The organism is Halopseudomonas sp. 4NH20-0008, from assembly GCF_057548395.1.
Window position 1 is genome coordinate 1 of record NZ_BAAJMD010000002.1, and the last position, 21,476, is coordinate 21,476.

At 57.0% G+C, this 21,476-nt stretch carries 21 protein-coding genes and 1 pseudogene; 14 read left to right on the forward strand and 8 right to left on the reverse strand.

Annotated features, from left to right (window positions below; translation table 11 throughout):
- From AC27HQ_RS02185 to AC27HQ_RS02210, 6 genes and pseudogenes are all read left to right on the forward strand, one after another.
- Positions 1-331, forward strand: a pseudogene (locus tag AC27HQ_RS02185) (hypothetical protein); the annotation flags it as partial.
- Positions 332-337: 6 nt separating this feature from the next.
- The gene (locus AC27HQ_RS02190) at positions 338-1,201 is read left to right on the forward strand and encodes a DUF4123 domain-containing protein (protein ID WP_487154200.1); all 864 of its coding nucleotides are present in this window, start codon (positions 338-340) and stop codon (positions 1,199-1,201) included.
- Positions 1,198-4,467 (forward strand): toxin VasX, encoded by a 3,270-nt coding sequence (locus tag AC27HQ_RS02195; RefSeq protein WP_487154201.1) that lies wholly within the window; start codon positions 1,198-1,200, stop codon positions 4,465-4,467. Before AC27HQ_RS02190 ends, AC27HQ_RS02195 begins: the two co-directional genes overlap by 4 nt.
- On the forward strand, positions 4,464-5,426 hold the full coding sequence (locus AC27HQ_RS02200) for a hypothetical protein (RefSeq protein ID WP_487154202.1): 963 nt from the start codon (positions 4,464-4,466) through the stop codon (positions 5,424-5,426). The genes AC27HQ_RS02195 and AC27HQ_RS02200 overlap by 4 nt, the downstream gene beginning before the upstream one ends.
- A gap of 134 nt (positions 5,427-5,560) precedes the next feature.
- Positions 5,561-6,502 carry a hypothetical protein gene (locus tag AC27HQ_RS02205; protein WP_487154203.1) on the forward strand — a complete coding sequence of 314 codons (942 nt, stop codon included), beginning with the start codon at positions 5,561-5,563 and terminating at the stop codon, positions 6,500-6,502.
- A 92-nt stretch (positions 6,503-6,594) separates the two neighbouring features.
- Complete coding sequence (locus AC27HQ_RS02210) at positions 6,595-7,728, forward strand: hypothetical protein (protein ID WP_487154205.1); 1,134 nt, start codon at positions 6,595-6,597, stop codon at positions 7,726-7,728.
- A 270-nt stretch (positions 7,729-7,998) separates the two neighbouring features.
- On the opposite strand, the gene AC27HQ_RS02215 is transcribed toward AC27HQ_RS02210, so the two are convergent.
- On the reverse strand, positions 7,999-8,526 hold the full coding sequence (locus AC27HQ_RS02215; protein ID WP_487154206.1) for a fasciclin domain-containing protein: 528 nt from the start codon (positions 8,524-8,526) through the stop codon (positions 7,999-8,001).
- Positions 8,527-8,738: 212 nt separating this feature from the next.
- On the opposite strand from AC27HQ_RS02215, the gene desA reads away from it, so the two are divergent.
- Positions 8,739-9,932, forward strand: coding sequence for a delta-9 fatty acid desaturase DesA (gene desA, locus AC27HQ_RS02220; protein WP_487154208.1), 1,194 nt, complete (start codon positions 8,739-8,741; stop codon positions 9,930-9,932).
- Between the two features lie 97 nt (positions 9,933-10,029).
- The gene (locus AC27HQ_RS02225) at positions 10,030-10,911 is read left to right on the forward strand and encodes a peptidoglycan DD-metalloendopeptidase family protein (RefSeq protein WP_487154592.1); all 882 of its coding nucleotides are present in this window, start codon (positions 10,030-10,032) and stop codon (positions 10,909-10,911) included.
- A gap of 68 nt (positions 10,912-10,979) precedes the next feature.
- Here AC27HQ_RS02225 and rpmG read toward each other — a convergent pair whose 3' ends face one another.
- The 3 genes from rpmG to radC all read right to left on the reverse strand — a co-directional run bounded on the left by rpmG (position 10,980) and on the right by radC (position 12,243).
- On the reverse strand, positions 10,980-11,135 hold the full coding sequence (gene rpmG / locus AC27HQ_RS02230) for a 50S ribosomal protein L33 (RefSeq protein WP_022960960.1): 156 nt from the start codon (positions 11,133-11,135) through the stop codon (positions 10,980-10,982).
- A gap of 11 nt (positions 11,136-11,146) precedes the next feature.
- Positions 11,147-11,383, reverse strand: coding sequence for a 50S ribosomal protein L28 (rpmB, locus tag AC27HQ_RS02235; protein WP_487154209.1), 237 nt, complete (start codon positions 11,381-11,383; stop codon positions 11,147-11,149).
- 185 nt (positions 11,384-11,568) lie between these two features.
- Positions 11,569-12,243, reverse strand: coding sequence for a RadC family protein (gene radC / locus AC27HQ_RS02240; protein WP_487154211.1), 675 nt, complete (start codon positions 12,241-12,243; stop codon positions 11,569-11,571).
- Between the two features lie 166 nt (positions 12,244-12,409).
- On the opposite strand from radC, the gene coaBC reads away from it, so the two are divergent.
- The 5 genes from coaBC to AC27HQ_RS02265 are packed head-to-tail and all read left to right on the forward strand — an operon-like array spanning position 12,410 to position 18,015.
- Positions 12,410-13,624 carry a bifunctional phosphopantothenoylcysteine decarboxylase/phosphopantothenate--cysteine ligase CoaBC gene (gene coaBC / locus AC27HQ_RS02245; protein WP_487154212.1) on the forward strand — a complete coding sequence of 405 codons (1,215 nt, stop codon included), beginning with the start codon at positions 12,410-12,412 and terminating at the stop codon, positions 13,622-13,624.
- Positions 13,625-13,633: 9 nt separating this feature from the next.
- Positions 13,634-14,089, forward strand: coding sequence for a dUTP diphosphatase (gene dut / locus AC27HQ_RS02250; protein WP_487154213.1), 456 nt, complete (start codon positions 13,634-13,636; stop codon positions 14,087-14,089).
- 34 nt (positions 14,090-14,123) lie between these two features.
- Complete coding sequence (locus AC27HQ_RS02255) at positions 14,124-16,640, forward strand: phosphomannomutase/phosphoglucomutase (protein ID WP_487154214.1); 2,517 nt, start codon at positions 14,124-14,126, stop codon at positions 16,638-16,640.
- A 22-nt stretch (positions 16,641-16,662) separates the two neighbouring features.
- Positions 16,663-17,568 (forward strand): acetylglutamate kinase, encoded by a 906-nt coding sequence (gene argB, locus AC27HQ_RS02260; RefSeq protein WP_487154216.1) that lies wholly within the window; start codon positions 16,663-16,665, stop codon positions 17,566-17,568.
- Positions 17,569-18,015: an acyl-CoA thioesterase gene (locus AC27HQ_RS02265; RefSeq protein WP_487154217.1), complete on the forward strand. Its 447-nt coding sequence runs from the start codon at positions 17,569-17,571 to the stop codon at positions 18,013-18,015.
- Between the two features lie 7 nt (positions 18,016-18,022).
- On the opposite strand, the gene AC27HQ_RS02270 is transcribed toward AC27HQ_RS02265, so the two are convergent.
- On the reverse strand, positions 18,023-18,616 hold the full coding sequence (locus AC27HQ_RS02270; protein WP_487154218.1) for a DUF4124 domain-containing protein: 594 nt from the start codon (positions 18,614-18,616) through the stop codon (positions 18,023-18,025).
- Between the two features lie 51 nt (positions 18,617-18,667).
- Positions 18,668-19,330 (reverse strand): orotate phosphoribosyltransferase, encoded by a 663-nt coding sequence (pyrE, locus tag AC27HQ_RS02275; protein ID WP_487154220.1) that lies wholly within the window; start codon positions 19,328-19,330, stop codon positions 18,668-18,670.
- 70 nt (positions 19,331-19,400) lie between these two features.
- On the opposite strand from pyrE, the gene AC27HQ_RS02280 reads away from it, so the two are divergent.
- Positions 19,401-20,180, forward strand: coding sequence for an exodeoxyribonuclease III (locus AC27HQ_RS02280; RefSeq protein ID WP_487154221.1), 780 nt, complete (start codon positions 19,401-19,403; stop codon positions 20,178-20,180).
- Positions 20,181-20,251: 71 nt separating this feature from the next.
- Here the strand turns inward: AC27HQ_RS02280 and AC27HQ_RS02285 are convergent, their stop codons facing one another.
- Both AC27HQ_RS02285 and rph read right to left on the reverse strand, forming a co-directional pair.
- A complete protein-coding gene (locus AC27HQ_RS02285; RefSeq protein ID WP_487154223.1) occupies positions 20,252-20,632 on the reverse strand; it encodes a DUF4870 domain-containing protein in 381 nt (126 codons plus the stop codon).
- Between the two features lie 54 nt (positions 20,633-20,686).
- Positions 20,687-21,406 carry a ribonuclease PH gene (gene rph, locus AC27HQ_RS02290; protein ID WP_487154224.1) on the reverse strand — a complete coding sequence of 240 codons (720 nt, stop codon included), beginning with the start codon at positions 21,404-21,406 and terminating at the stop codon, positions 20,687-20,689.
- Positions 21,407-21,476: the final 70 nt, after the last annotated feature.

Sequence of the window (21,476 nt, forward strand, 5' to 3'; positions counted from 1 at the left end):
CGGCCAGTTCATCGAAGCCGGACAGGAAATCCACCTCTCCAGCGGCATGAAAGTGGTTCTGGACGCCGGCAGCGAAATCACCTTCAAGGTCGGCGGCAGCTTCGTCAAACTCGACCCCAGCGGCATCTCCCTGGTCGGCCCTAACGTCAAGATCAACTCGGGCGGTAGTCCGGGGTCAGGAAGTGGTGCGGCGCCGGTACTGCCGGGGAATGTGTTGGCGGCGGATAGTGATGAGGCGGGGAAACCCCTGCTCGCTGCTCAAAAACAGGCTCTCAGGCGTGCAGCCTTTACGGCTCAGCCCGTATGTGAAGTCTGCGAGAAAGGGGAGTAAGGCTGCATGGCAGTTTCAACACAGCACTATCTGGTGCTCGACGGCGCTCAGATCGATGGCCTGCTCCGGCGCATCTACGAGCTGGAGCCTGACCCCGAGTTTCATTTGCTCTACCAACAGACTCGATATGCCGAGCTGGCTGACGTGGGCCCTGTGTTGGTAAGAGCGGAGCCCAGCAGTAACTTGTACGCTGAGTTTCAGTCACATTGGATGGCGACCGCAGGCGTTACGTTTGACTCGCCCATGCCCGAATCTTCCCTGGTTGAGCACTTGCGCAGCCTGATTCATCTGCGTACCAGCGGAGACGTTGTTTTACTCTTTCGCTATTACGATCCTCGCATTCTGCACCTATGGCTGGAGAGCCTGAATGATACGGAACGTGCGCATGTCATGGGGCCAATTGCCAACATTCAATTGCTCAACCCTCAAACAGGTCAGACACAGATATACCAAAACCCGACGCTGACTGATGGCCAGACATATGACAACGCTCCCTGGCTGCAGATGGACAGCGATCAATTGGCGCAGCTCAACATGGCCAGGCAGCAATGCTTCGATCAGCGCCTGATCGAGCATGTGAACACATGGTTTCCAGCCTGCCTTGCCAATGTTGGCGAGCAGGGGCGACAGGAATGGGCAGCACAGTGCCGCAGCCAGGCGGCTGAATACGGTTACAGCACGGCACGCGAGGTGGCCCGTTGGGCCGGATGTACCGCACTGCTCGGCAGCCAGTTTCCAACAGCTCAGGAACATGAGGTCTACCGCGCTCTGCTAACAGAGCCGCAAGCCACTCCCATGCAGCGCCTCGATAACGTAATGATGGAAATTCAGCGGCACTTGCTGACTCAGGACAAGGAACCCGTCGCGTGAGCACTACTAATCAACAGCAATCCGTATCGCTGGCCCAGGCAGATCAAGCTGCTCAACAGGGCTTTGAAGAACAGGCCATAGACAGCCCGGTTGCCCCTTGTCCGGCACGGCAAGATGAACTCTATATCCTGCCGACGCGCTACGCGCTGTCGGAGGACATTGCCGAGCATGACTGTATTCAGCCAGACATCACTCCCCAGAGTCATCCGATTGCGCTGCGTCGTTTGCGCCCCGGTTACTTGTATCTGTGGCACGGTGAAGGCCCGCTTCGCCGCTTCGGTGTGGCCAAGGACGGCTTGTTGGAGGAGCAGGCACTCGGTGATCCCAGTGTGGGGCTTGATCGGGGTAGCCAGGCAGGCCTGGTCCTGAACAAGCAGCAGACAGCATGGCTCATGTATGCCGAGATCCCGCTTCCCCCGGATGCATGTGAACAACTAAGCAGTTCACCGGCTATACGCAACAAGCGCATGCGTTCAATATCCCTGCCGCAAATTGCAACCTCGCTGGAAACGACCCATTGTCCAACCTTGGACAACGCGGAAAGCGTGCTTGCTGAGCTAATGCCTGACGTGCGTGACAAAGCCTTGGCCCATGATTACCACCAGAATGGCGATGCCTACCGGGGTGGCGTGGAGACGTTGGGGCAACAAATGATGTCTGACCCAAGCCCGGTTCGCGTACAAGCCTATGTCGATGCCAGCACCTGGTTGCACGAGCGCCAACAAGCCTCGCACAGACACCCGGACGCGGGTGATTTTCCTCCGGGCCATTGGAGTAGCGTAGGTTGGGATGTGCCCGCTACCGACAGGTGGGTTGCCAAGGCGAAATCAGAAACAGGTGCTTTGCACGCTGTGTTTGCAGCTGTTGATGATGTCTTCGGAATGTTGCGTGACCTGAATACGGATCAACTGGCTGTCAGCAAAGCACAGTATGAATGGGATGAGGTCAATGCTCACAAGGGCCTGATTGCCGGCTTTATCAACAGCTTGATTAACGAAGATGGCGCAGAGCTTTCCTCCGTAATCAATTATCGATACCGGGATCATGATATTCAGTTAACGCCGGAGCAGGGTGAACAGCTTCTGCAAGCCCAGCGCGATCTGCGGCCTTTGATCGACCAAGAAACACAAATCAATCATGACGTACGCCGGCAACAAGGCCATACCGTAGCTGACGCCCAACTTACCCGTGTCCATGCCGAGCAGCAGGTGATTCTGCAGCCCGTTCGGAGCTTTGTTCCCCCTGAGTTGCATGGCCATATTCAAGGTGTAGTACTCAACTATCGAGCAACCAAGGCACGCAATATTACCGACAGCCGCATGGGCGCACAGGTAGCAGAACGCGTGCGTCTGGATGACATGAATCACTGGGTTGAAACCGTCGCAGAGCCCCACCGGGCTTGGATTGTCAGTCGTCGAAAGGCGATATTGAATGACACCAAACCCCTGCTTGTTCGCCATCATGAAGCCAGCTGGTTTGTGGACTACAACACGTCATCACACTGTGCCTGGCTGAGTGAGGTGGCGCTCAACACCCTAAGCGAGCTCTGTACAGTCGGCGCGGGTGTTGAAATTGCAACCAATTTATTGCGCGCACCCGACCCGTCCAAACCCCTGTCATTCCTGGCCAGTGGCTTTACCCCGGACCTGGAGTTCTGGATTGAAACCGTAAACAGAATGGGAGAAATCGAGGGGGCACTGACTGCCGATAACGCAAAGTTGGCCGGCGATATTCTCGAAGGACTGGCCAGTACTGAAAAGCTGGCCTGGCTAAAAGCCCTGGGCGGGCCCGACGGGGCCGATTGGGGCAATGCCGTTTCACGCCTTGGCGCGGCCTTTGTCGAGCTGGAAGCGGAGCATCTCAAAGGGGCGACAGGCGCTCCAGTCTCAATTCAGCAGTTCCCTAAATCCCTCCTCTCCATGATGTTGGTGCTTAAAACCTCTGCGCATATGGCCGTTCAGCTTGGCAAGGATGGCTTCAAATTGACCGGCTCCCTTGGCACCACGGTCTGGGACTGGGGCCGCGACGCCTCACAACGCATTCGCGCCGGACTGGCACCAATGACCCACCAGGCACAATCCCTTCAGGCCTACGGCGGCGTTATCTCGCTGGTCGCCTTGCTGTTAAACGGCATCAATCTGGCTTTATTACGGGAACGGGATGCACATCGTGAGCATGATGGTATTAGGTGGGCCGAGCATTTTTCAGCAGTTATGGCCACCGCAGCGGCTTTAAGTGCGGTTATGCAGAATGCAGCGATTGCAAGTAAATCCTTGGAGACTCAAATTCTTACGACCAGACTACCACTGATCACAATGCTAGGATTTGTGACGGGTACTTTTGCAGCAGCCGCAGGGTTTTCAGACCTTATTAAGTTCTCGATTGAGCAGCAAAAATCTGATCACTACTGGAGCATGGACGAATGGGGTCGCCTAACAAGAGGTCTTGCCCAAACCGGACTGGCAGGCGCCTATGCTGGGTTAGGTGGCTATACCACCGCCATGGTCCTGCTGAATCGCTGGACGTCGGAGGTGGCAACCAACGTGTTCAAGGGGGGGGCCGCGCGCTTGGGCTGGGCCGTACTGATTGTCGAGGTGCTGTATTTCGCCTGGCGCAGTTATACCCGTGTCAGTGAGATTCAGGACTTTCTGCAATCCAGCTGCTGGGGTACACAGCGACGCTGGGGTGATAGCCAAAGCGATCAGGACAACGAGTTTCAAGCCTTGATCGATATGATGTTCAAACCCAAGCTGGATGTGGCAACCAGCTTCAGTATCCAACAAATGAAGTTATTTGGGGTTGCCCCTGTATTGCCTTTGGCCGTTGAGCCCTACTGGGTTACCAAGGGGCTTGACCTGGTGCTGCCCGGCGCCGACCCTGAGACCGCTCGGGTTGCCATCAAAATCATCATTGTCCAGTCAAGGAAGGCAGTCAGCGATATTACCCAGGAGTGGCTGGCTTCCATGCAAAGCGAGTGGCTACCCATTCAGGAAGGCATGGGGTTACGACTACAAGGTCCTGTCCGGCATATAGCACGGAACCAGCATCTTGAGGTTCAAGTGCGCTATCACAGCCCCATCGCGATGCTGACGGGCACGCTGGACGAGGCGCAACCGATCATTGGTGGTGAGCAAGGTATGCGCTATATCGTATACGACGGCGAGGTTACCGAGCACGTTAGCGACGACGGTCCTTTGCCAAGCGATGACCAGCCTATGAGAATCGTATTGAATTACGACGCATTACAACCCAGGAGCACACCATGACACCCCCTGCCGGCAAGGTGGAGAAAGGCTTTCTATGGAAACAGGAATACCTCTCCCCTTTGCCCATTCCTACCGGTCAACCTGCGTCCGATATTTTGAGTCTGATATGGCGCAAGAATGACACCTACCTGGATATTGGCAGTCTTTCTTTGGCAGGATCATGGGCAATAGCCCATGTCTGTACAGTAATTTTTCTTTCCTCTACAGTTTTTTCGTTGCTGCATGGGCAATATTGGTTCGCCTTTTTGATGTTCATGGGGGGGGCATTGTTAATGGGCTTTTGCTGGAGCCTATTTATTGGCCTTTATCGTCGCCCACTGGCACCCCCGTTACGCTTTCACCGCCAGCGCCGAGAAGTGCGAATTACAACGCCTGATGGCGAGGAATGGACAGTACCCTGGGAGCGGGTGCATGCCCTAGCCCCCAGCGCAACCATGATTGGTCAGTTTGGGGCAGCTCAAATGGGGGGTCTGATTCTGTGGTTCCCCTACGCCCATGAGATTGATCAGCCCTACCATAAGAACAAGGAAGGCTGGGTCATGATGGTCAGCCCCGGCCCTGGCATTGCGGCCATGCGCCAGTGGGAATGTATTCGCAGCTTTATGGAAGTCGGGCCGGAGGCCGTTCCTGAGCCACTGCAGAATCTGCGCGGCAAAAATCTGAAAGAACTCTTTCTTGAAGAGTTTCATAAAACACGAGAAAAACATGGCCTGTTTTTAGCTTTATTACGGGATATAGGGGTGGGCTGTTTGCTGCTGAACCTGATGACCTACCTCTGGCTGCATAGAAGAAAATTTGCCGTGATACCTGACCTGGAAAGCCCGGAGGGCATCGCCTGGTCGCAGCCCTTGCCACCCGAACAGTGGGCCAAACGGTCGCCTGAGTTGGAAACGGCCATAGCTGAAAGGGAACAGGATCTGGCCGCACAGAATGCTGAGCCACCGTCGCAGGCGGCCTAGTTTTTGAGGTATGACTTAGCGCGCTTAGCTGGTTAAGCGAACCGGCAAGACAGCTTGGCTACTACGTTGCCACAAGGAACTGTGCAGATGAGGAAGGGATACCTTTGAATAACAATTCGCCGCCTGCCGGCAAGGTGGAAAAGGGCTTTCTATGGAAGCAGGAATACCTCTCCCCATTGCCCATTCCTACCGGCCAACCCGCATCCGATATTTTGAGTCTGATATGGCGCAAGAATGACAGTTACCTGGATATTGGCAGTCTTTCTTTGGCCGGATCATGGGCAATAGCTCATGTTGGTACGGTAATTTTTCTTTCCGTCATGATTTCTGCATTAGTGGTAGAGCTTTATGTGGCTGTTGTCATGATGTTAGTGGTAGGGGGGCTGCTGATGGGCTTTTGCTGGAGCCTGTTTATTGGCCTTTATCGTCGCCCACTCGCTCCCCCGTTACGCTTTCACCGCCAACGCCGAGAAGTACGCATTACAACGCCTGATGGCGAGGAGTGGACAGTCCCTTGGGAGCGAGTGCATGCCCTAGCCCCAAGTGCCACCATGATTGGTCAGTTCGGGGCCGCGCAGATGGGCGGTCTGATTCTGTGGTTTCCCTACGCCCATGAGATTGATCAGCCCTACCATAAGAAAAAGGAAGGCTGGGTGATGATGGTCAGCCCCGGCCCAGGCATTGCGGCCATGCGTCAGTGGGAGTGTATTCGCAGCTTTATGGAAGTCGGGCCGGAGGCCGTTCCTGAGCCTATGCAGGATTTTCGCGACAAAAGTTTGAAGGACATATTTCTTGATGGCTTTAACGACGTGCGTGAAAAGCACGGCTTTGCTGTAGCCGTATTATGGGACATCGGCGTGTGGTGCGTGCTGTTTAACATTATGACTTACCACTGGCTGCACAGAAGAAAGTTTGCCGTTATACCTGATCTGGAGAGCCCGGAGGGCATCGCCTGGTCGCAGCCCTTGCCACCCGAGCAGTGGGCCAAACGGTCGCCTGAGCTGGAAGCAGCCATAGCTGAAAGAGAGCAGGACCTGGCCGCACTGAATACTGAGCCACCGTCGCAGGCAGCCTAGTTTTTAAGAGATGGCTGGTGGCCCAACACACTTTTCACGCTCATGATGCGACTAGGTCAGAGCAGTGCTTAACTTTATGCCGCAGGGAAGCAATGACCAATCGTAACAAACCCGCACCGCGCGAGTATCTGAAACATAACCCTAAAGCCGGAGACAAACAGCCATTCCCCTCGGGGGTCATAACCTATCTTGCGCCATTGCCCCTGCCTACCCGGCATCCGGCAACAGATTATCAGCAAGTCGTTGGGGTGCTTAATGATACATATCTCGTATATGGCTCGGGACGAGCAACGGTGTTTTCATGGCAGATGACGCTTGGAGGGCCTCTAACTGTATTTGCATTATTTGTCCTTTTGCTACCTCTTATAGCAGGTGTTGGTACATTGCTGTTGGGAGGCACTTGGTTTGACGCGAAGGATTTTTTTTACAACACGCATAACGGGTTCCTTGGTGTAGCTACTTTTTCAAGCATTGTTATGGTGTTCATATGCCTAGGTGTTTGGTACCGCTTAAGAACAACCGAAAAATACCTGGCCCCTCCTCGCTTCAATCGCCAACGCCGTGAAGTGTGCTTTGTGCCTGAAGGTGGCAGTAAAGCCTATATCGTCCCCTGGGAGTCACTGTCAGTCTGGACTACTGAGGCGCAAGGGGTCACTCAGTACGGGGTGCAGCGTCAGTACGCGCTGGGTATCGGTTTTCACGATACGACCAGCGATCGTGATTATGTTCTTGAGTATCCTTATCCGGCCATTCCATTGGCCATCAGCACCTGGGAAGCCATACGGGCCTATATGGAATATGAGGTACACAGCCTTGAAGAAATCCATGGTCAGGATGAGCTGCATGAGCCCGGCGATCCGCCCTATGAAGGACTGCACACCTTCCGCAATGCCCGACGTAGGTTGCACCGGCGCTATCGGGAAGGCGAGGTAGGTCTTTGGATGATATTTGGTTGGTACCTTTATCACATCATGACGCTATGGACCTTGCCCGCCTTTATCGCACAACGTGAAGCACTGTGGTTGCAGCGCCGCCCCCAGACCGCCATTCCAAAGAAAATGGCGCAGTGGTCTGAGCCCTTACCCAAGGACCAATGGGCCAAGCCCAGTGAACTGCTTAAGCGCCAGAGTGCGGCGGTAAAACGAATCTGGTCGAAGAAGCAACAAGCGCCTATTGCCTCTGTTTTCGCTCAGGCCAGACAGGAGGTTGGGGATGAGCTCAACTGAAAATATGCCGTATTGTTTACGAGTGTGAAGCAACACCGGCATCACTGCAGTGATGGTCTTTAGTACAGCAAGATAGACTTTGATAAGAGTAATACAGCCACAGGAATCAATGGATTAAGCCAACCTCTTCGCGGTCAAGCCCGCTCCTACAGGCATGGGGTATCACCGGTGCCTTGAGCCTCCGCGAGGGAGGATGATGCAGAGGGTTGGCCTGAGCCAGAAACGCAAAGGGCAGACCGAAGTCTGCCCTTTATTACGGCTGAAAGGCTATTACATGCCCGGCATCAATACCGTGTCGATCACATGGATCACGCCGTTGCTGGCTTCGATATCGGTGCTGACCACATTGGCTGCATCGACTTTGACACCATCGGTTGCATCAATGGTCAACGAACTGCCCTGCACTGTCTCGGCACTGGTCATGCCAACCACATCAGCGGCCATCACCTTGCCTGCCACTACGTGGTAGGTCAGTACCGCGGTCAGCTTTTCCTTGTCAGCCAACAGGGCCTCAAGGTCAGCCTGGGGGATCTTGGCGAAGGCTTCGTCAGTCGGTGCAAATACGGTAAAAGGACCTTCACCCTTGAGCGTGTCAACCAAACCGGCTGCCTGTACCGCAGTGACCAGGGTTGAGAAGCTACCGGCAGCGATGGCGGTGTCGACGATGTCAGCCGGCGCTTTCTCCATCTCGCTGTGGTGGCCTGCATAAGCCGGAGCGGTTGCCAGCACGCTGACACTGAAGAGTGCCAACAGGGTGTAACGCACGCGCTGAGTAAAACCTTGAGTAAGTGCAAACATAATATCCTCCAGAGGACTGTTTTGGGTTGCACAACCTTTGTACAGGTTTTATGCGTTTAGTTCGCCAAAGTACAAGTCCTGTTACAGTCAACCGGCTTTTCTGTTCACTGACAGGGAACGTCACTGGTCGCACTGGCCCGTGCAGTCATGTTCTTTCTGCGAATCGTGGTACATAATCAATTGAGAGACATAACGCGAGGTTTATAAAACTCATGTGGTATGAAGGTTTACTGCAACTCAGCGGCTGGCAGGTTCTGGCCGTGATTCTGGTACTGACGCACATCACCATCGTCAGCGTTACCGTTTACCTGCACCGTTACTCGGCGCACCGTGCACTTGAGTTGCACCCGGCGCTGAAACACTTTTTCCGATTCTGGTTGTGGTTGACCACCAGCATGAATACCCGCGAGTGGACCGCCATCCACCGTAAGCATCACGCCAAATGCGAAACCCCCGATGACCCCCACAGCCCGGTCCACAAGGGCCTGGCTACCGTTCTGCGCAAGGGTGCAGAGCTGTACATGGAGGAGTCAAAGAACGAAGAGACGCTGCGTATCTACGGCAAGAACTGTCCGGATGACTGGATTGAGCGCAATCTGTACAGCCGCTTCCCGATTGGCGGTGTGACGCTGATGGCAATTATCGATCTGGCGCTGTTCGGCGTACTCGGCATGACCGTCTGGGCGGTTCAGATGATGTGGATTCCCGTCTTTGCTGCCGGTGTGGTCAACGGTCTTGGCCACGCCGTGGGCTACCGCAACTTTGAATGCAAGGACGCCGCGACCAACCTCATGCCCTGGGGCATTCTGATTGGCGGTGAAGAGCTGCATAACAACCACCATACCTACCCCAACTCGGCCAAGCTCTCGGTCAAGCCCTGGGAGTTCGATCTGGGTTGGTTCTGGATTCGCCTGTTCAGTCTGTTGGGGCTGGCCCAGGTACGTCGCACGGCGCCAATTGCGCATCGCGTCGAGGGCAAGAAGACCCTGGATATGGATACCGCCATGGCAATCTTGAACAACCGTTTCCAGATCATGGCCCAGTACCGCAAGCTGGTCATCAAGCCACTGGTTCAGCAGGAAATGCAGCGCGTCGATGACTCGGTACGCCACCTGTTCCGCCGCGCCAAGTCCTTGCTCAGCCGTGAAACCAGTCTGCTCGACGAGTCCAACGCGGCCCGTCTGCAGAAGATGCTGGCACACAGTCAGGCGCTGAAACTGATTTACGAGAAGCGTCTGGCGCTACAACAGATCTGGGGCCGCACCAGTGCCAACGGGCACGATATGCTGCAGGCGCTGGGTGACTGGTGCCAGCAGGCCGAAGCCAGCGGTATCAAGGCCTTGCAGGACTTTGCCGCGAGCCTGCGCACCTACTCGCTGCAACCGGCCACAGCGGCCTGTCGCTAACCCGGACGGGCGGGTCGCCATGACCCGTCCCCGGCATTATCATCGCTGCATGATCCTTAACCGTTCGGAACAGAGGTTGCCAGGGATGCGAACCTTGATGCTGGGCTTGGCCCTGCTGATAACCAGTCCTTACGGGCTGGCGTCCACCATCTATAAGTACGTCGACAGCAACGGCGTAGTGACCTATACCGACCAGGAAGTGGCCGGGGCGGAGGTGTTGGTATTCCGTGATGAAATGGTCGAGACCTTCGACAAGGAAGTCTATGTCAGCACCCGCAAGCATGAGGGCGGTGAAACCCTTATTGTCCATAATGAATTGTTTGCACCGGTCGAGATCGAGCTGAGTATTGTTGATGCCCGCCACCTGACCGGCGTGCCCGAGCGCCCGATCCGCTGGATACTGCAACCCAAGCAGCAGATGCGCCTGCTGACCCTGGCACCGAATGGCCAGGGCACACCCAGTTACAGTTATCGCTTACGCCATGCCGTGGGCGATCCGCGTGCCCGCCACGCCGTGACCGACTACCCCCTGCCCTGGCGTGGCGGTCCCTTCCGGGTGACACAAGGCCCTGGCGGACGCTACAGCCACACGGGTCCCAAGGGCCGCTATGCGATTGACATTGCCATGCCGGAGGGCACACCAATCGTGGCAGCCCGTCCCGGGGTAGTGGTTCGCACGGAAAACAGCCAGACCGGGCGCGGCACCAACCCCTCCGGCAACTTTGTGCGCATTCTGCATGATGACGGCACCATGGGCGTGTACCTGCACCTGCAGCATCGCTCGGTACTGGTCAGCGAGGGCCAACGGGTGAATGCCGGCTCGCCATTGGCCAGATCCGGCAATACCGGTAACAGCACTGGCCCACACCTGCATTTTGTTGTGCAGAAGAACGTGGGACTGGAGACGGTATCGATCCCCTTTGCTTTCAGCCAGCCGGTTGACCGGCTACCCAACTTTGCTGTGGGCGGTGATCCCTGAGGTCCTGCGCGGAATGACAGCCAACAAAAAACCCGCCAAGGCGGGTTTTTTGTTGCGGGAGGCAGACCTTATTTGATCTTGCCTTCCTTGTACATCACGTGCTTGCGGACAACCGGATCGAATTTCTTGATTTCGATTTTATCCGGAGTAGTACGCTTGTTCTTGTCGGTGGTGTAGAAATGACCAGTACCGGCAGAAGAAATCAGACGAATCAATTCACGCATGGGACTTCTCCTTAGACTTTTTCGCCACGGGCACGCATGTCGGCGAGAACGGCATCAATGCCGCGCTTGTCGATGATACGCATACCTTTAGTGGATGTACGCAGACGTACGAAACGGTTTTCTGATTCTACCCAAAAACGATGGTGCTGCAGGTTAGGCAGAAAACGACGCTTGGTTCTGTTGTTAGCGTGGGAAACATTGTTCCCAGTCACTGGACCTTTACCGGTCACTTGACATACTCGAGACATGGTTAACCCTCTCCAACCACTTGCCCAACCCGAACTGGTTGGAAGCCATAAAATGTGTGTTTTCCAGCCGGGGCAAGCGTTTTTTGCTGACCTGCAATAACATCTGTGCAGGCGCAGCCCCGAGAAGAGCGGAGCTTTATACCAAAAGCAGGCAGGGCAAGCAATGATTTTCGCATTATTCCTGCCTAGAGCAAGCCACGCTCGGCAAAGGAAACCGGCTCGCCGTCACCCACTACCAGATGATCCAACACGCGAATATCCACCAGGGCCAGAGCCTCCTTAAGACGTCGTGTGAGTATCTGATCAGCCTGACTCGGTTCCGCCACGCCAGAGGGATGGTTGTGGGTCAGAATCAGCGCCGCGGCGTTATGCGACAGTGCCCGCTTGAGCACCTCACGCGGATAGACACTGGCACTGTCGAGTGTGCCGCGAAAGAGTTCTTCGAAGGCAATCACGCGGTGCTGGTTGTCAAGAAACAGGCAGGCAAACACCTCATGCGGCAGGTGCGCCAGGCGGCTGCGCAGGTATTGCCTGACCTCGCGTGGCGAGGTCAGCGCCGAGCCGCGCTGCAACTCCTCATATAAATGTCTGCGGGCCATTTCCATGACCGCCTGCAACTGCGCATATTTTGCCGGCCCCAGCCCGGCATGCTGACAGAACCCGGCCAGATCAGCCTGCAACAAGGCGCGCAGACTGCCAAAGCCCTGCAGCAGGTCACGGGCCAGATCAACCGCGCTGCGCCCGGGCAAACCGGTACGCAGAAAAATCGCCAGCAGTTCGGCGTCGGAGAGGGCCGCAGCCCCCTGATTGAGCAACTTTTCGCGCGGCCGCTCAGCGACCGGCCAATCGGTTATCGGCATGGCAATTCCCTTTGATTTGGGCACGTACTTCCTGTTCGTGCGGTGTACTATAGGCCGATTATATAAAGCAGCCGGGGCGTGGGTCGACACCCGCCGTGCGCAGCGGATGGCTGTGCTATCTTTGGGCCTTGAATTGGCACCGCAGGTGCTTTGTTGGGAGCTGAACATGCAGCGGTTGGTGAACAAACGGGTGCTTTTGGGCGTGAGCGGCGGCATTGCCGCCTACAAGAGTGCCGAACTGGTGCGCAGGCTAAAAGACGCCGGGGCCGATGTGCGGGTCGTCATGACCCGTGGGGCGCGGGAATTCATCACGCCATTGACCCTGCAGGCGCTATCCGGCAATCCGGTACACGGCGATCTGCTCGATCCCAATGCCGAAGCCGCCATGGGCCATATCGAGCTGGCACGCTGGGCCGATCTGATTCTTATTGCACCGACCACGGCTGATCTGATGGCGCGACTGGCCCAGGGCCGGGGTGACGATCTACTGACTACCCTGGTATTGGCCACTGACGCCGAGCTGGCCCTGGCACCAGCCATGAATCAGGCCATGTGGCGTGATCCGGCTACCCAGGCCAATCTGCAACTGCTGGTGGAGCGCGGCTTCAAGGTATTCGGTCCGGCCGCCGGCGAGCAAGCCTGTGGTGATATTGGCCCGGGCCGCATGCTTGAACCTGCCGATATCGCCGCCCGGGCTGCCGACTGTTTCAGCTATGGCGCCCTGAGCGGCGTCCATGTCCTGATCAATGCCGGCCCAACCCGGGAAGCCATCGATCCGGTGCGCTATATATCCAACCACAGCTCCGGCAAGATGGGTTTTGCCCTGGCCGAGGCGGCGGTTGAAGCCGGTGCCCGGGTCACGCTGGTGGCCGGACCGGTCACGCTGCCAACACCGGGCCGGGTAACGCGGGTCGATGTCGTCAGTGCTGAAGACATGCTCAGCGCCTGCGAGCAGGCCCTGCCGGCCGATATCTTCATTGCCTCGGCGGCCGTCGCTGACTATCGACCCGCCAGGGTGGCCGAGTCCAAACTGAAGAAGGATCCTTCCTCAGGTGAAGGCTTCACCCTCAGCATGGTGCGCAATCCGGATATCCTCGCGACCCTTGCCAGCCATCCTCAGCGCCCTTGGAGTGTCGGCTTTGCTGCCGAAACCGATCGCCTGCTGGAGTACGCCAGCGACAAGCTGCAACGCAAGAATCTGGACCTGATCATCGCCAATGATGTCAGCCAACCCGGCATCGGCTTCAACAGCGACGACAACGCCGTTACCCTGATTGATAGAGCACTGCAACAACACCACCTGCCCTGCGCCAGTAAACAGAAACTGGCCCGGCAGATCATTGCCCACATTGCTTCGCGTTTCAGCGGCCACTCAGAATAAGGACACACCATGCACAGGCTGCAAGCCAAAGTACTCGATCCGCGTCTTGGTCAGGACTGGCCACTACCCGCCTACGCCACCGACGGATCAGCCGGACTGGATCTGCGCGCCATGCTGCAGGAGCCGCTGTGCCTTGAGCCCGGTCAGACCCAGCTGATCCCCACCGGTCTGGCCATTCATATTGCTGATCCAGGGCTCGCAGCAATGATTCTGCCCCGCTCGGGTCTAGGGCATAAACATGGCATCGTTCTTGGCAACCTGGTCGGCCTGATCGATTCCGACTACCAGGGCGAGCTGATGGTATCCTGCTGGAACCGCGGGCAGCTGGCCTTTACCATTGAGCCTGGCGAACGCATTGCGCAGTTGGTACTGGTGCCGGTTTTGCAGGCGCAACTCGAGGTGGTCAGCGAGTTTGACAGTAGTCAGCGTGGGGCCGGCGGTTTCGGCCATACTGGCAATCACTGAACCTATAACAGTGTCGGCAGGGAGGCATTACCCGGTGATCAAGTTGAAAAAGAATAACAACGGCGCAACCGCCACAGCTCAGCCCGCTACGCTGATTCCTCTTCTGCTGGCGCTTGGCGGCCTGGCGCTGGCCATCATTCCGATCTGGCTTACCTTTTACGGTACCGGAGCGGATCGCTATCACAGTGACTTGAGTACAGCCTACCTCAGCCAGCAAACCAGCGCCCTGAATCAAAGCATGCGCCTGCTGGATGATGATCTGGCGCGCCTGGCAGCCAACCCGCAACTGCAGGTCGCCCTGCAACAGAATGATGACGTTGCTCTCCAGCGCTTGCTGCGCACGCCTTTGGCCTTGAATCTGGCCCTGCATGTCAATGCGATGGGCCAGGCCCAGGTCACAGATCATCCCAGCGCGCCCTTGACCTTTGCCGCACTCGACATGATTCGCCGCGTTGAGCGCAACATGCCAGTCAGCATGGAAGTGCACCCGGTCAGCGGCAAGTGGTTGCTGTACGTGGCAAAACCCCTGCGCGCGTCCGAGAATGCACCCATTGGCGGCACTCTGGTAGCCGTGTTTGAGCTGCAGCGTCTGATTAACAGCATGCCCGTACTGCCCACCGACAGCGGTCAGGTCAGTCTGGTTCAGAGCTTCCCCGGTGGCCCCGAGCAGGTCCTATACCAGCAGGGTCAGGGCTTTGGCACTGCGCAATCCATGGGCACCGACAATCCGGCCTGGCGCCTGGACTTTAAGCTTGGCCCGCAGCTGAGTGCCGGCCTGGTCAATCCGTTGCTACCCTTGAGCGTCATACTCTTGGCACTAGCAGGTCTGATTGCCGGCTTGGCTTGGTTGCAACGCAGTTGGGCTCGCAGTCTGAAATCAGATGCCGAGGTACTGCTGCAGTTGACCCAGGGCCATAAGGTCGCCGGGCTGCAGCTCGGCGCACTTGAGCCACTGGCACAACGCATTATGCAGCTGGCCACCACCTCAGGTCAGAAATCGCCACCCAGCCCCGAGCGTGAAGGCAAGAACAGCCCGAAAAAACCGGCGGCTGAGGAGATACCTGCCGATCCGATTTTCCAAAGCACTGACATCCTCGATATCGATATCATCGATGGCGATGATGACGCCTTTGGCATGAGCGCCGCGGACAGCCCATCAGCGCCGGGGCTGAACGTACCGGCAGAGATTTTCCGGGCCTATGATATCCGTGGCGTGGTCGGCAAGACCCTGACTGCCGACAACGTGTACTGGATTGGACGCGCGATCGGCAGCGCCTCGCTGGACGCTGACGAGGCCAAGGTGGCGGTAGCCCGCGACGGACGCCTGTCAGGGCCAGAGCTGGTCGAAGGGCTGATCCGCGGCCTGATTGATAGTGGCTGCCACGTTACCGATCTGGGCATGGTGCCTACTCCAGTGCTGTATTACGCCACACACACCTCCGAGGCCACCTCCGGGGTCATGCTCACCGGCAGCCACAACCCTGCCGAATACAACGGCCTGAAGATCGTCATTGCCGGCGAAACACTGGCCGAGCAGCGCATTCAGGATCTGTACAAGCGCATTCTGAATCACGACTTCAGCCAGGGCGCCGGCAGTCGCCAGCAGCTCGACCTGCTGGACGCCTATCGTCAGCAGATCACCGATGACGTCGTACTGGTGCGCCCGCTCAAGGTGGTGATCGACTGTGGCAACGGTGTTGCCGGCGTCATTGCCGAGCAATTGATCGCCGATCTGGGCTGCGAAGTCACACCCCTGTTCTGCGAGGTGGATGGCAACTTCCCCAACCACCATCCCGACCCGGGCAACCCTGACAACCTCAAGGACCTGATCGCTGAAGTACAACGTCAGGGCGCTGACGTCGGCATCGCCTTTGATGGCGATGGTGATCGTCTCGGCGTGGTCACCGCCAAGGGCGAGCTGATCTACTCTGACCGCCTGATGATGCTGTTTGCCGAAGACATTGTTACCCGCCATCCCGGTGCCGACATCGTGTTTGACGTTAAGTGCTCACGACGCCTGCCGGCCCTGATCAGCCGCATGGGGGGCCGCCCTCTGATGTGGAAGTCCGGTCACTCGCTGATCAAGGCAAAGATGCTCGAAACCAACGCCCTGCTGGCGGGCGAAATGAGCGGGCATATTTTCTTCAAGGAGCGCTGGTTCGGCTTTGATGACGGCCTGTACAGTGCCTGCCGTCTGCTCGAACTGATGTCCATCGTGGCGCAGAATGTCGATGAAAGCGCCACTGTTTTTGACAAGTATCCCGCAGGCATAGTGACCCCGGAAATCAACTTGCCGTCCACCGAAACACGCAAGTTCGAGATCATCGAGGCAATGAAGAAGAATGCCAGCTGGGGCCAGGGCAAGGTCTCTACCCTTGACGGTCTGCGGATTGATTATGCCAACGGCTGGGGCCTGGTTCGCGCCTCGAATACGTCGCCGGTACTGGTGCTGCGCTTCGAAGCCGACAGCGAGGACGAGCTGGAGAGTATCAAACAGATTTTCCGTGATCAGCTGGCCGCCGCAGCCAGCGATCTGACCCTTATATTCTGATTTCAGGAGACAGCAGATCACCATGCTCAGCCGTGATGCCGCTACCCAGGTTGCCCTGGTACTGACCGAAGCACTGCCTTACATCCAGCGCTTTACCGGCAAGACCATCGTCATCAAATATGGCGGAAACGCCATGGAAAGCGATGACCTGAAGAACAGCTTTGCCCGCGATATCGTGTTGATGAAAGCTGTAGGCATCAACCCGGTGGTTGTGCACGGCGGCGGCCCACAGATTGGTGACCTGCTCAAGCGCTTGAACATCCAGAGCGAATTTATCGATGGCATGCGGGTGACTGACACGCAAACCATGGACGTGGTCGAGATGGTGCTGGGCGGGCAGGTCAACAAGGATATCGTCAACCTGATCAACCAACATGGCGGCAGTGCCATTGGCCTGACCGGCAAGGATGCGGGCCTGATCAAGGCGCGCAAACTCAAGGTTACGCGCAACAGTCCGGGCATGGACAAGCCGGAAATCATTGATATCGGCCATGTCGGTGAAGTGGTGGAAATCAACACCAAACTGATTAACCGCCTGGTCTCTGATGATTACATCCCGGTCATCGCGCCTATTGGTGTGGGTGCGGACGGCGCCTCCTACAACATCAACGCCGATCTGGTAGCAGGCAAGGTCGCTGAGGCATTGAAAGCTGAAAAACTCATGCTGCTGACCAATATCGCCGGCCTGATGAACAAGGAAGGTCAGGTGCTGACCGGTCTGAGCACCGCCCAGGTGGACGAGCTGATTGCCGATGGCACCATCTACGGCGGCATGCTACCCAAGATCCGTTGCGCCCTGGACGCTGTGCAGGGCGGCGTCGGCAGCGCCATCATCGTCGACGGCCGGGTACCCCATGCGGTGCTGCTGGAAGTCTTTACCGATGCCGGCGTGGGCACCCTGATTACCAACCAGAAACAGGTGGATTGAATGCAATTGAGCGATTTCCGGTTCAGTCACGCCCTGCGCGTGCGCTGGGCCGAGGCCGATTTGCAGGGTATTGTCTTCAACGGTCATTATCTGACCTATGCCGACGTCGGCATTACCGAGTACTTCCGCGCCATGGGTCAGGCCTATGATGCCGAAACCGGCGTCAAAGGGGCTGATTTCTTTGCCGTGCGTACCTTGCTGGAGTACCAGTCACCCGCCTATTTCGACGATATGCTCGATGTACATGTACGCATTAGCAGACTGGGCAATTCGAGCATGCAGTTTCTGATTGGCATCTACCGCGACGACACCCTACTGGTGACCGGGGAGATCGTCTATGTGCATGCCGACCAGCAGACACGTCGGCCAACACCTATACCGCAAGCTTTCCGCGATGCTGTATGCGCCTTTGAAAACGTGCAACCTGGTGGGGCCAAACCGGACTGACCGCGGTTCAGTTCGCGAGCAGAAAGCTCAACCGCTCCTTTTGAGCGGCAAAATGCTCGTGGACTTCTTGAATTTCCAGCTGCTTTGAGCTGATCAAGCGTTCCAGGCGCCGGGTCTCGGCATCCACATCAGCCAGATCCTTGAGAATCTGTTCATCGACCTCGCGTCCCGCCCTCTCCTGCACGGCTGCGCGACGCTGCAACTCCTCGCGCTGAACCTGAAGACCATCAATACTCGACTTGGAAGTCAGTATCAGGTTTTCAATCTGAAATATCTGCCGATCTCGAGCGCGGTCCAGATCGCCGACACTGCTGTAAAGCCGCAGCAGGGTCATATCGGCCTGCTGCTGGCGCTCCTGGTCGGCCCGCGCCTCGCGCATGGCCTGAAGTTCTTCCGGGGTCGGTGCCGCCGGAATCACCTCTTTGACTCGACCCTGCGAATCAATGATCTCGTAGCCGCGGCTGATGATGTCAGGCGGCACCCGGTTATCGAGAACCGTTACACCGTTATTGTCGACATAACGGTACAACTGCGCCGTCTGCGCCTGTAAGGCCTGGCTCGTGCAGAGCAATATGATCAACCAGCAACCCTGTTTCAACATTCCGGGATACCCTTTTCCCTTGGGGCTCAGCCCCTGCATTCCTTACCAGAATCAGGTTTCCTGACTGGCCTGGATACCGTATTGCGCGCGATACGCCTGCACAGCAGGCAAGTAGTGGCGCAGCTCGTTGTCTTCCTCAAGAAAGTCGAGCACCTGGGTCAGGGATACGATGCTGATAACCGGTATCCCGAAATCACGCTCGACCTCCTGAATCGCAGATAGCTCACCCTGGCCCCGTTCTTCACGGTTCAAGGCAATCATCACGGCAGCCGGCTTGGCATTGGCCGCCTCAATAATGCCCATGACTTCGCGAATGGCCGTGCCAGCGGTGATCACATCGTCAATGATCAACACCCGGCCCTTCAGTGGCGCCCCAACCAGACTGCCACCTTCTCCGTGGTCCTTGGCTTCCTTGCGATTGAAGCAGTATGGCACATCGCGATCAAAACTTTCAGCCAGAGAAACCGCCGTCACAGCCGCCAGCGGAATGCCCTTGTAAGCCGGTCCAAAGATCACATCCACATCAGGCAGACCGCTATGCACATAGGCCTGGGCATAGAATCGTCCAAGTCGCGCCAGGGCAGAACCGGTGTTGAAAAGGCCTGCGTTGAAAAAGTACGGGCTGATGCGGCCTGATTTCAGCGTGAATTCGCCAAAACGCAATACCTCTCGGTCCAGTGCAAAACGTATGAATTCCCGCTGATATTCCTGCATCCCGCCCTCTTCTTAACAAAAATCGTTCAAGCTCAGTTATCATACACTTTCGATTTTGGGGGAGCCATGTATGCGAATCATCAGTCTGAATGTCAACGGCATCGAGTCCGCAGCGGCGCGTGGCCTGTTTGACTGGCTGCGCACACAGGATGCCGATGTGATCTGCCTGCAGGACATTCGCCTCACAGCCCCTGAGCTGGAGCAGGATCCCTACTGGATTGATGGTTACTGGCAATACTGCTTCGAAGCTGAAGTGCCCAGCCAGGGCGGTGTGGCCATCTACACCAAGACCGCACCCAAGGCCATCATCATGGGCCTGGACTTCGAGCTGGCTGATCGCTATGGCCGCTATATCCAGGCTGACTTCGACAAGGTCAGCATCGGCTGCCTGCTGCTGCCCTCCGGGCGCGGCGGCGATGCCAACCTGAACCAGAAATTCAAGTTCATGAACGACTTTACCGCCTACCTGAACAAACAGCGGCGCAAGCGTCGTGAGTTCATCTATTGCGGCTCGTTGTTCAGTGCGCATTTGAAACTGGACGTGAAGAACTGGCGCGATTGCCAGAATGAACCCGGCTTCATGGCCCCGGAACGGGCCTGGATGGACGAGATCTTTGGCAACCTGGGCTATGTCGATGCGCTCCGTGAAGTGACCCGAGAAGCCGAGCTGTACAGCTGGTGGCCGGACAGCGAGCAGGCCGAGAATTTGAATCTGGGCCTGCGCTTTGACTACCAGATACTCACCCCCGGACTGCGCCGCTTCGTCAAGCACGCCACAATTCCACGCAACGCCCGTTTCTCTCAGCATGCCCCGGTGGTGATCGATTACGACTGGACACTGAGCATCTAAGCTTCAAGCCAGTGAGTTTGGGGTCTTGCTTGTCGCTTGTCGCTTGTCGCTAACAGCTTGCAGCTTGCAGCTTACTTGATGATGCGCCAGCAGAAGGGGTACCGGTAGGCCTTGCCCTCATTGCTCTTGATCGCGGCGATAATCATCAGGGCTGCTGCCCCTACGAACACCACCCCGAGCAGCAGAAAACCGATCACCACTATCATTAGCATCAGGCAGACGATGGCCAACAGGGATACGGTGATCTGGAAGTTCAACGCCTCCTCGCCCTGATCATCAAGAAAGGGATCTTCATCCTTTTTCAGTTGCCATATCACCAGCGGACCAATCAGGTTGCCAACGAAGGGAAAGACGCAGCCGATGAAACCAGACAAATGAGCAAACATGGCCCACTGACGCGTTTCCGCATTGGGCATATTGTGATTGTCCGGTGATTGCTGGGTATCGGTCATGGCACTGATCCTCGACAAGGTCCGTGAATGGCGCCCGGGGGCGCCATCGGTAGCTCAGTCTTCCAGGGCAGCCAACTGCATGGCAAAAAGCTGATCTGTTCCCTGCTGCGCTAACGTCAGCATAGCATTGAGTTCATCAGTACTGAACGGGGCCGCTTCCGCGGTGCCCTGCACTTCAATAAAGCCACCCTTGTCAGTCATCACCACGTTCAGATCGGTTTCTGCCGCCGAGTCTTCCGGGTAGTCCAGATCCAGCACCGGATGGCCCTGATAAATACCTACTGAAATGGCAGCAATCATCTGCACCGCTGGCATCTTCTTGATCGCGCCACGCTGCTTCATGACCCGCAGCGCATCGACCAGGGCAACACAGGCGCCGGTAATAGAGGCGGTACGGGTGCCGCCATCGGCCTGGATCACATCGCAATCAATATGCAGGGTATTCTCGCCCAGGCTGTGCAAATCCACGGCTGCGCGTAGCGAACGGCCAATCAGGCGCTGAATTTCCAGTGTGCGTCCGCCCTGCTTGCCGCGGCTGGCTTCGCGCTGCATGCGCTCACCGGTGGAACGCGGCAGCATGCCGTATTCGGCGGTAATCCAGCCCTGACCAGAGCCGCGCAGGAAGCGTGGCACACCGGCCTCGACGCTGACAGTACAGAGCACTTTGGTGTCGCCGAATGCCACCAGCACTGACCCTTCGGCGTGCTTGGTGTAATGGCGCGTCAGAGTAACCTGACGCATTTGATCGGCTTCGCGGCCACTGGGTCGTTTCATCGGGCATATCCTTGTACAGCATCTATGTGAACCGGGATTATACGGTGCGCGACCCCGGGGCGACACCTGG

What these genes read in the sequence shown, in the direction of transcription:
- AC27HQ_RS02190 (WP_487154200.1), top strand. Translation starts at nt 338, where the DNA reads ATGGCAGTTTCAACACAGCACTATCTGGTGCTCGACGGCGCTCAGATC.
- AC27HQ_RS02200 (WP_487154202.1), top strand. Translation starts at nt 4,464, where the DNA reads ATGACACCCCCTGCCGGCAAGGTGGAGAAAGGCTTTCTATGGAAACAG.
- AC27HQ_RS02210 (WP_487154205.1), top strand. Translation starts at nt 6,595, where the DNA reads ATGACCAATCGTAACAAACCCGCACCGCGCGAGTATCTGAAACATAAC.
- AC27HQ_RS02215 (WP_487154206.1), bottom strand. Translation starts at nt 8,526, where the DNA reads ATGTTTGCACTTACTCAAGGTTTTACTCAGCGCGTGCGTTACACCCTG.
- desA (WP_487154208.1), top strand. Translation starts at nt 8,739, where the DNA reads ATGTGGTATGAAGGTTTACTGCAACTCAGCGGCTGGCAGGTTCTGGCC.
- AC27HQ_RS02225 (WP_487154592.1), top strand. Translation starts at nt 10,030, where the DNA reads ATGCTGGGCTTGGCCCTGCTGATAACCAGTCCTTACGGGCTGGCGTCC.
- rpmG (WP_022960960.1), bottom strand. Translation starts at nt 11,135, where the DNA reads ATGCGTGAATTGATTCGTCTGATTTCTTCTGCCGGTACTGGTCATTTC.
- rpmB (WP_487154209.1), bottom strand. Translation starts at nt 11,383, where the DNA reads ATGTCTCGAGTATGTCAAGTGACCGGTAAAGGTCCAGTGACTGGGAAC.
- radC (WP_487154211.1), bottom strand. Translation starts at nt 12,243, where the DNA reads ATGCCGATAACCGATTGGCCGGTCGCTGAGCGGCCGCGCGAAAAGTTG.
- coaBC (WP_487154212.1), top strand. Translation starts at nt 12,410, where the DNA reads ATGCAGCGGTTGGTGAACAAACGGGTGCTTTTGGGCGTGAGCGGCGGC.
- dut (WP_487154213.1), top strand. Translation starts at nt 13,634, where the DNA reads ATGCACAGGCTGCAAGCCAAAGTACTCGATCCGCGTCTTGGTCAGGAC.
- argB (WP_487154216.1), top strand. Translation starts at nt 16,663, where the DNA reads ATGCTCAGCCGTGATGCCGCTACCCAGGTTGCCCTGGTACTGACCGAA.
- AC27HQ_RS02265 (WP_487154217.1), top strand. Translation starts at nt 17,569, where the DNA reads ATGCAATTGAGCGATTTCCGGTTCAGTCACGCCCTGCGCGTGCGCTGG.
- AC27HQ_RS02270 (WP_487154218.1), bottom strand. Translation starts at nt 18,616, where the DNA reads ATGTTGAAACAGGGTTGCTGGTTGATCATATTGCTCTGCACGAGCCAG.
- pyrE (WP_487154220.1), bottom strand. Translation starts at nt 19,330, where the DNA reads ATGCAGGAATATCAGCGGGAATTCATACGTTTTGCACTGGACCGAGAG.
- AC27HQ_RS02280 (WP_487154221.1), top strand. Translation starts at nt 19,401, where the DNA reads ATGCGAATCATCAGTCTGAATGTCAACGGCATCGAGTCCGCAGCGGCG.
- AC27HQ_RS02285 (WP_487154223.1), bottom strand. Translation starts at nt 20,632, where the DNA reads ATGACCGATACCCAGCAATCACCGGACAATCACAATATGCCCAATGCG.
- rph (WP_487154224.1), bottom strand. Translation starts at nt 21,406, where the DNA reads ATGAAACGACCCAGTGGCCGCGAAGCCGATCAAATGCGTCAGGTTACT.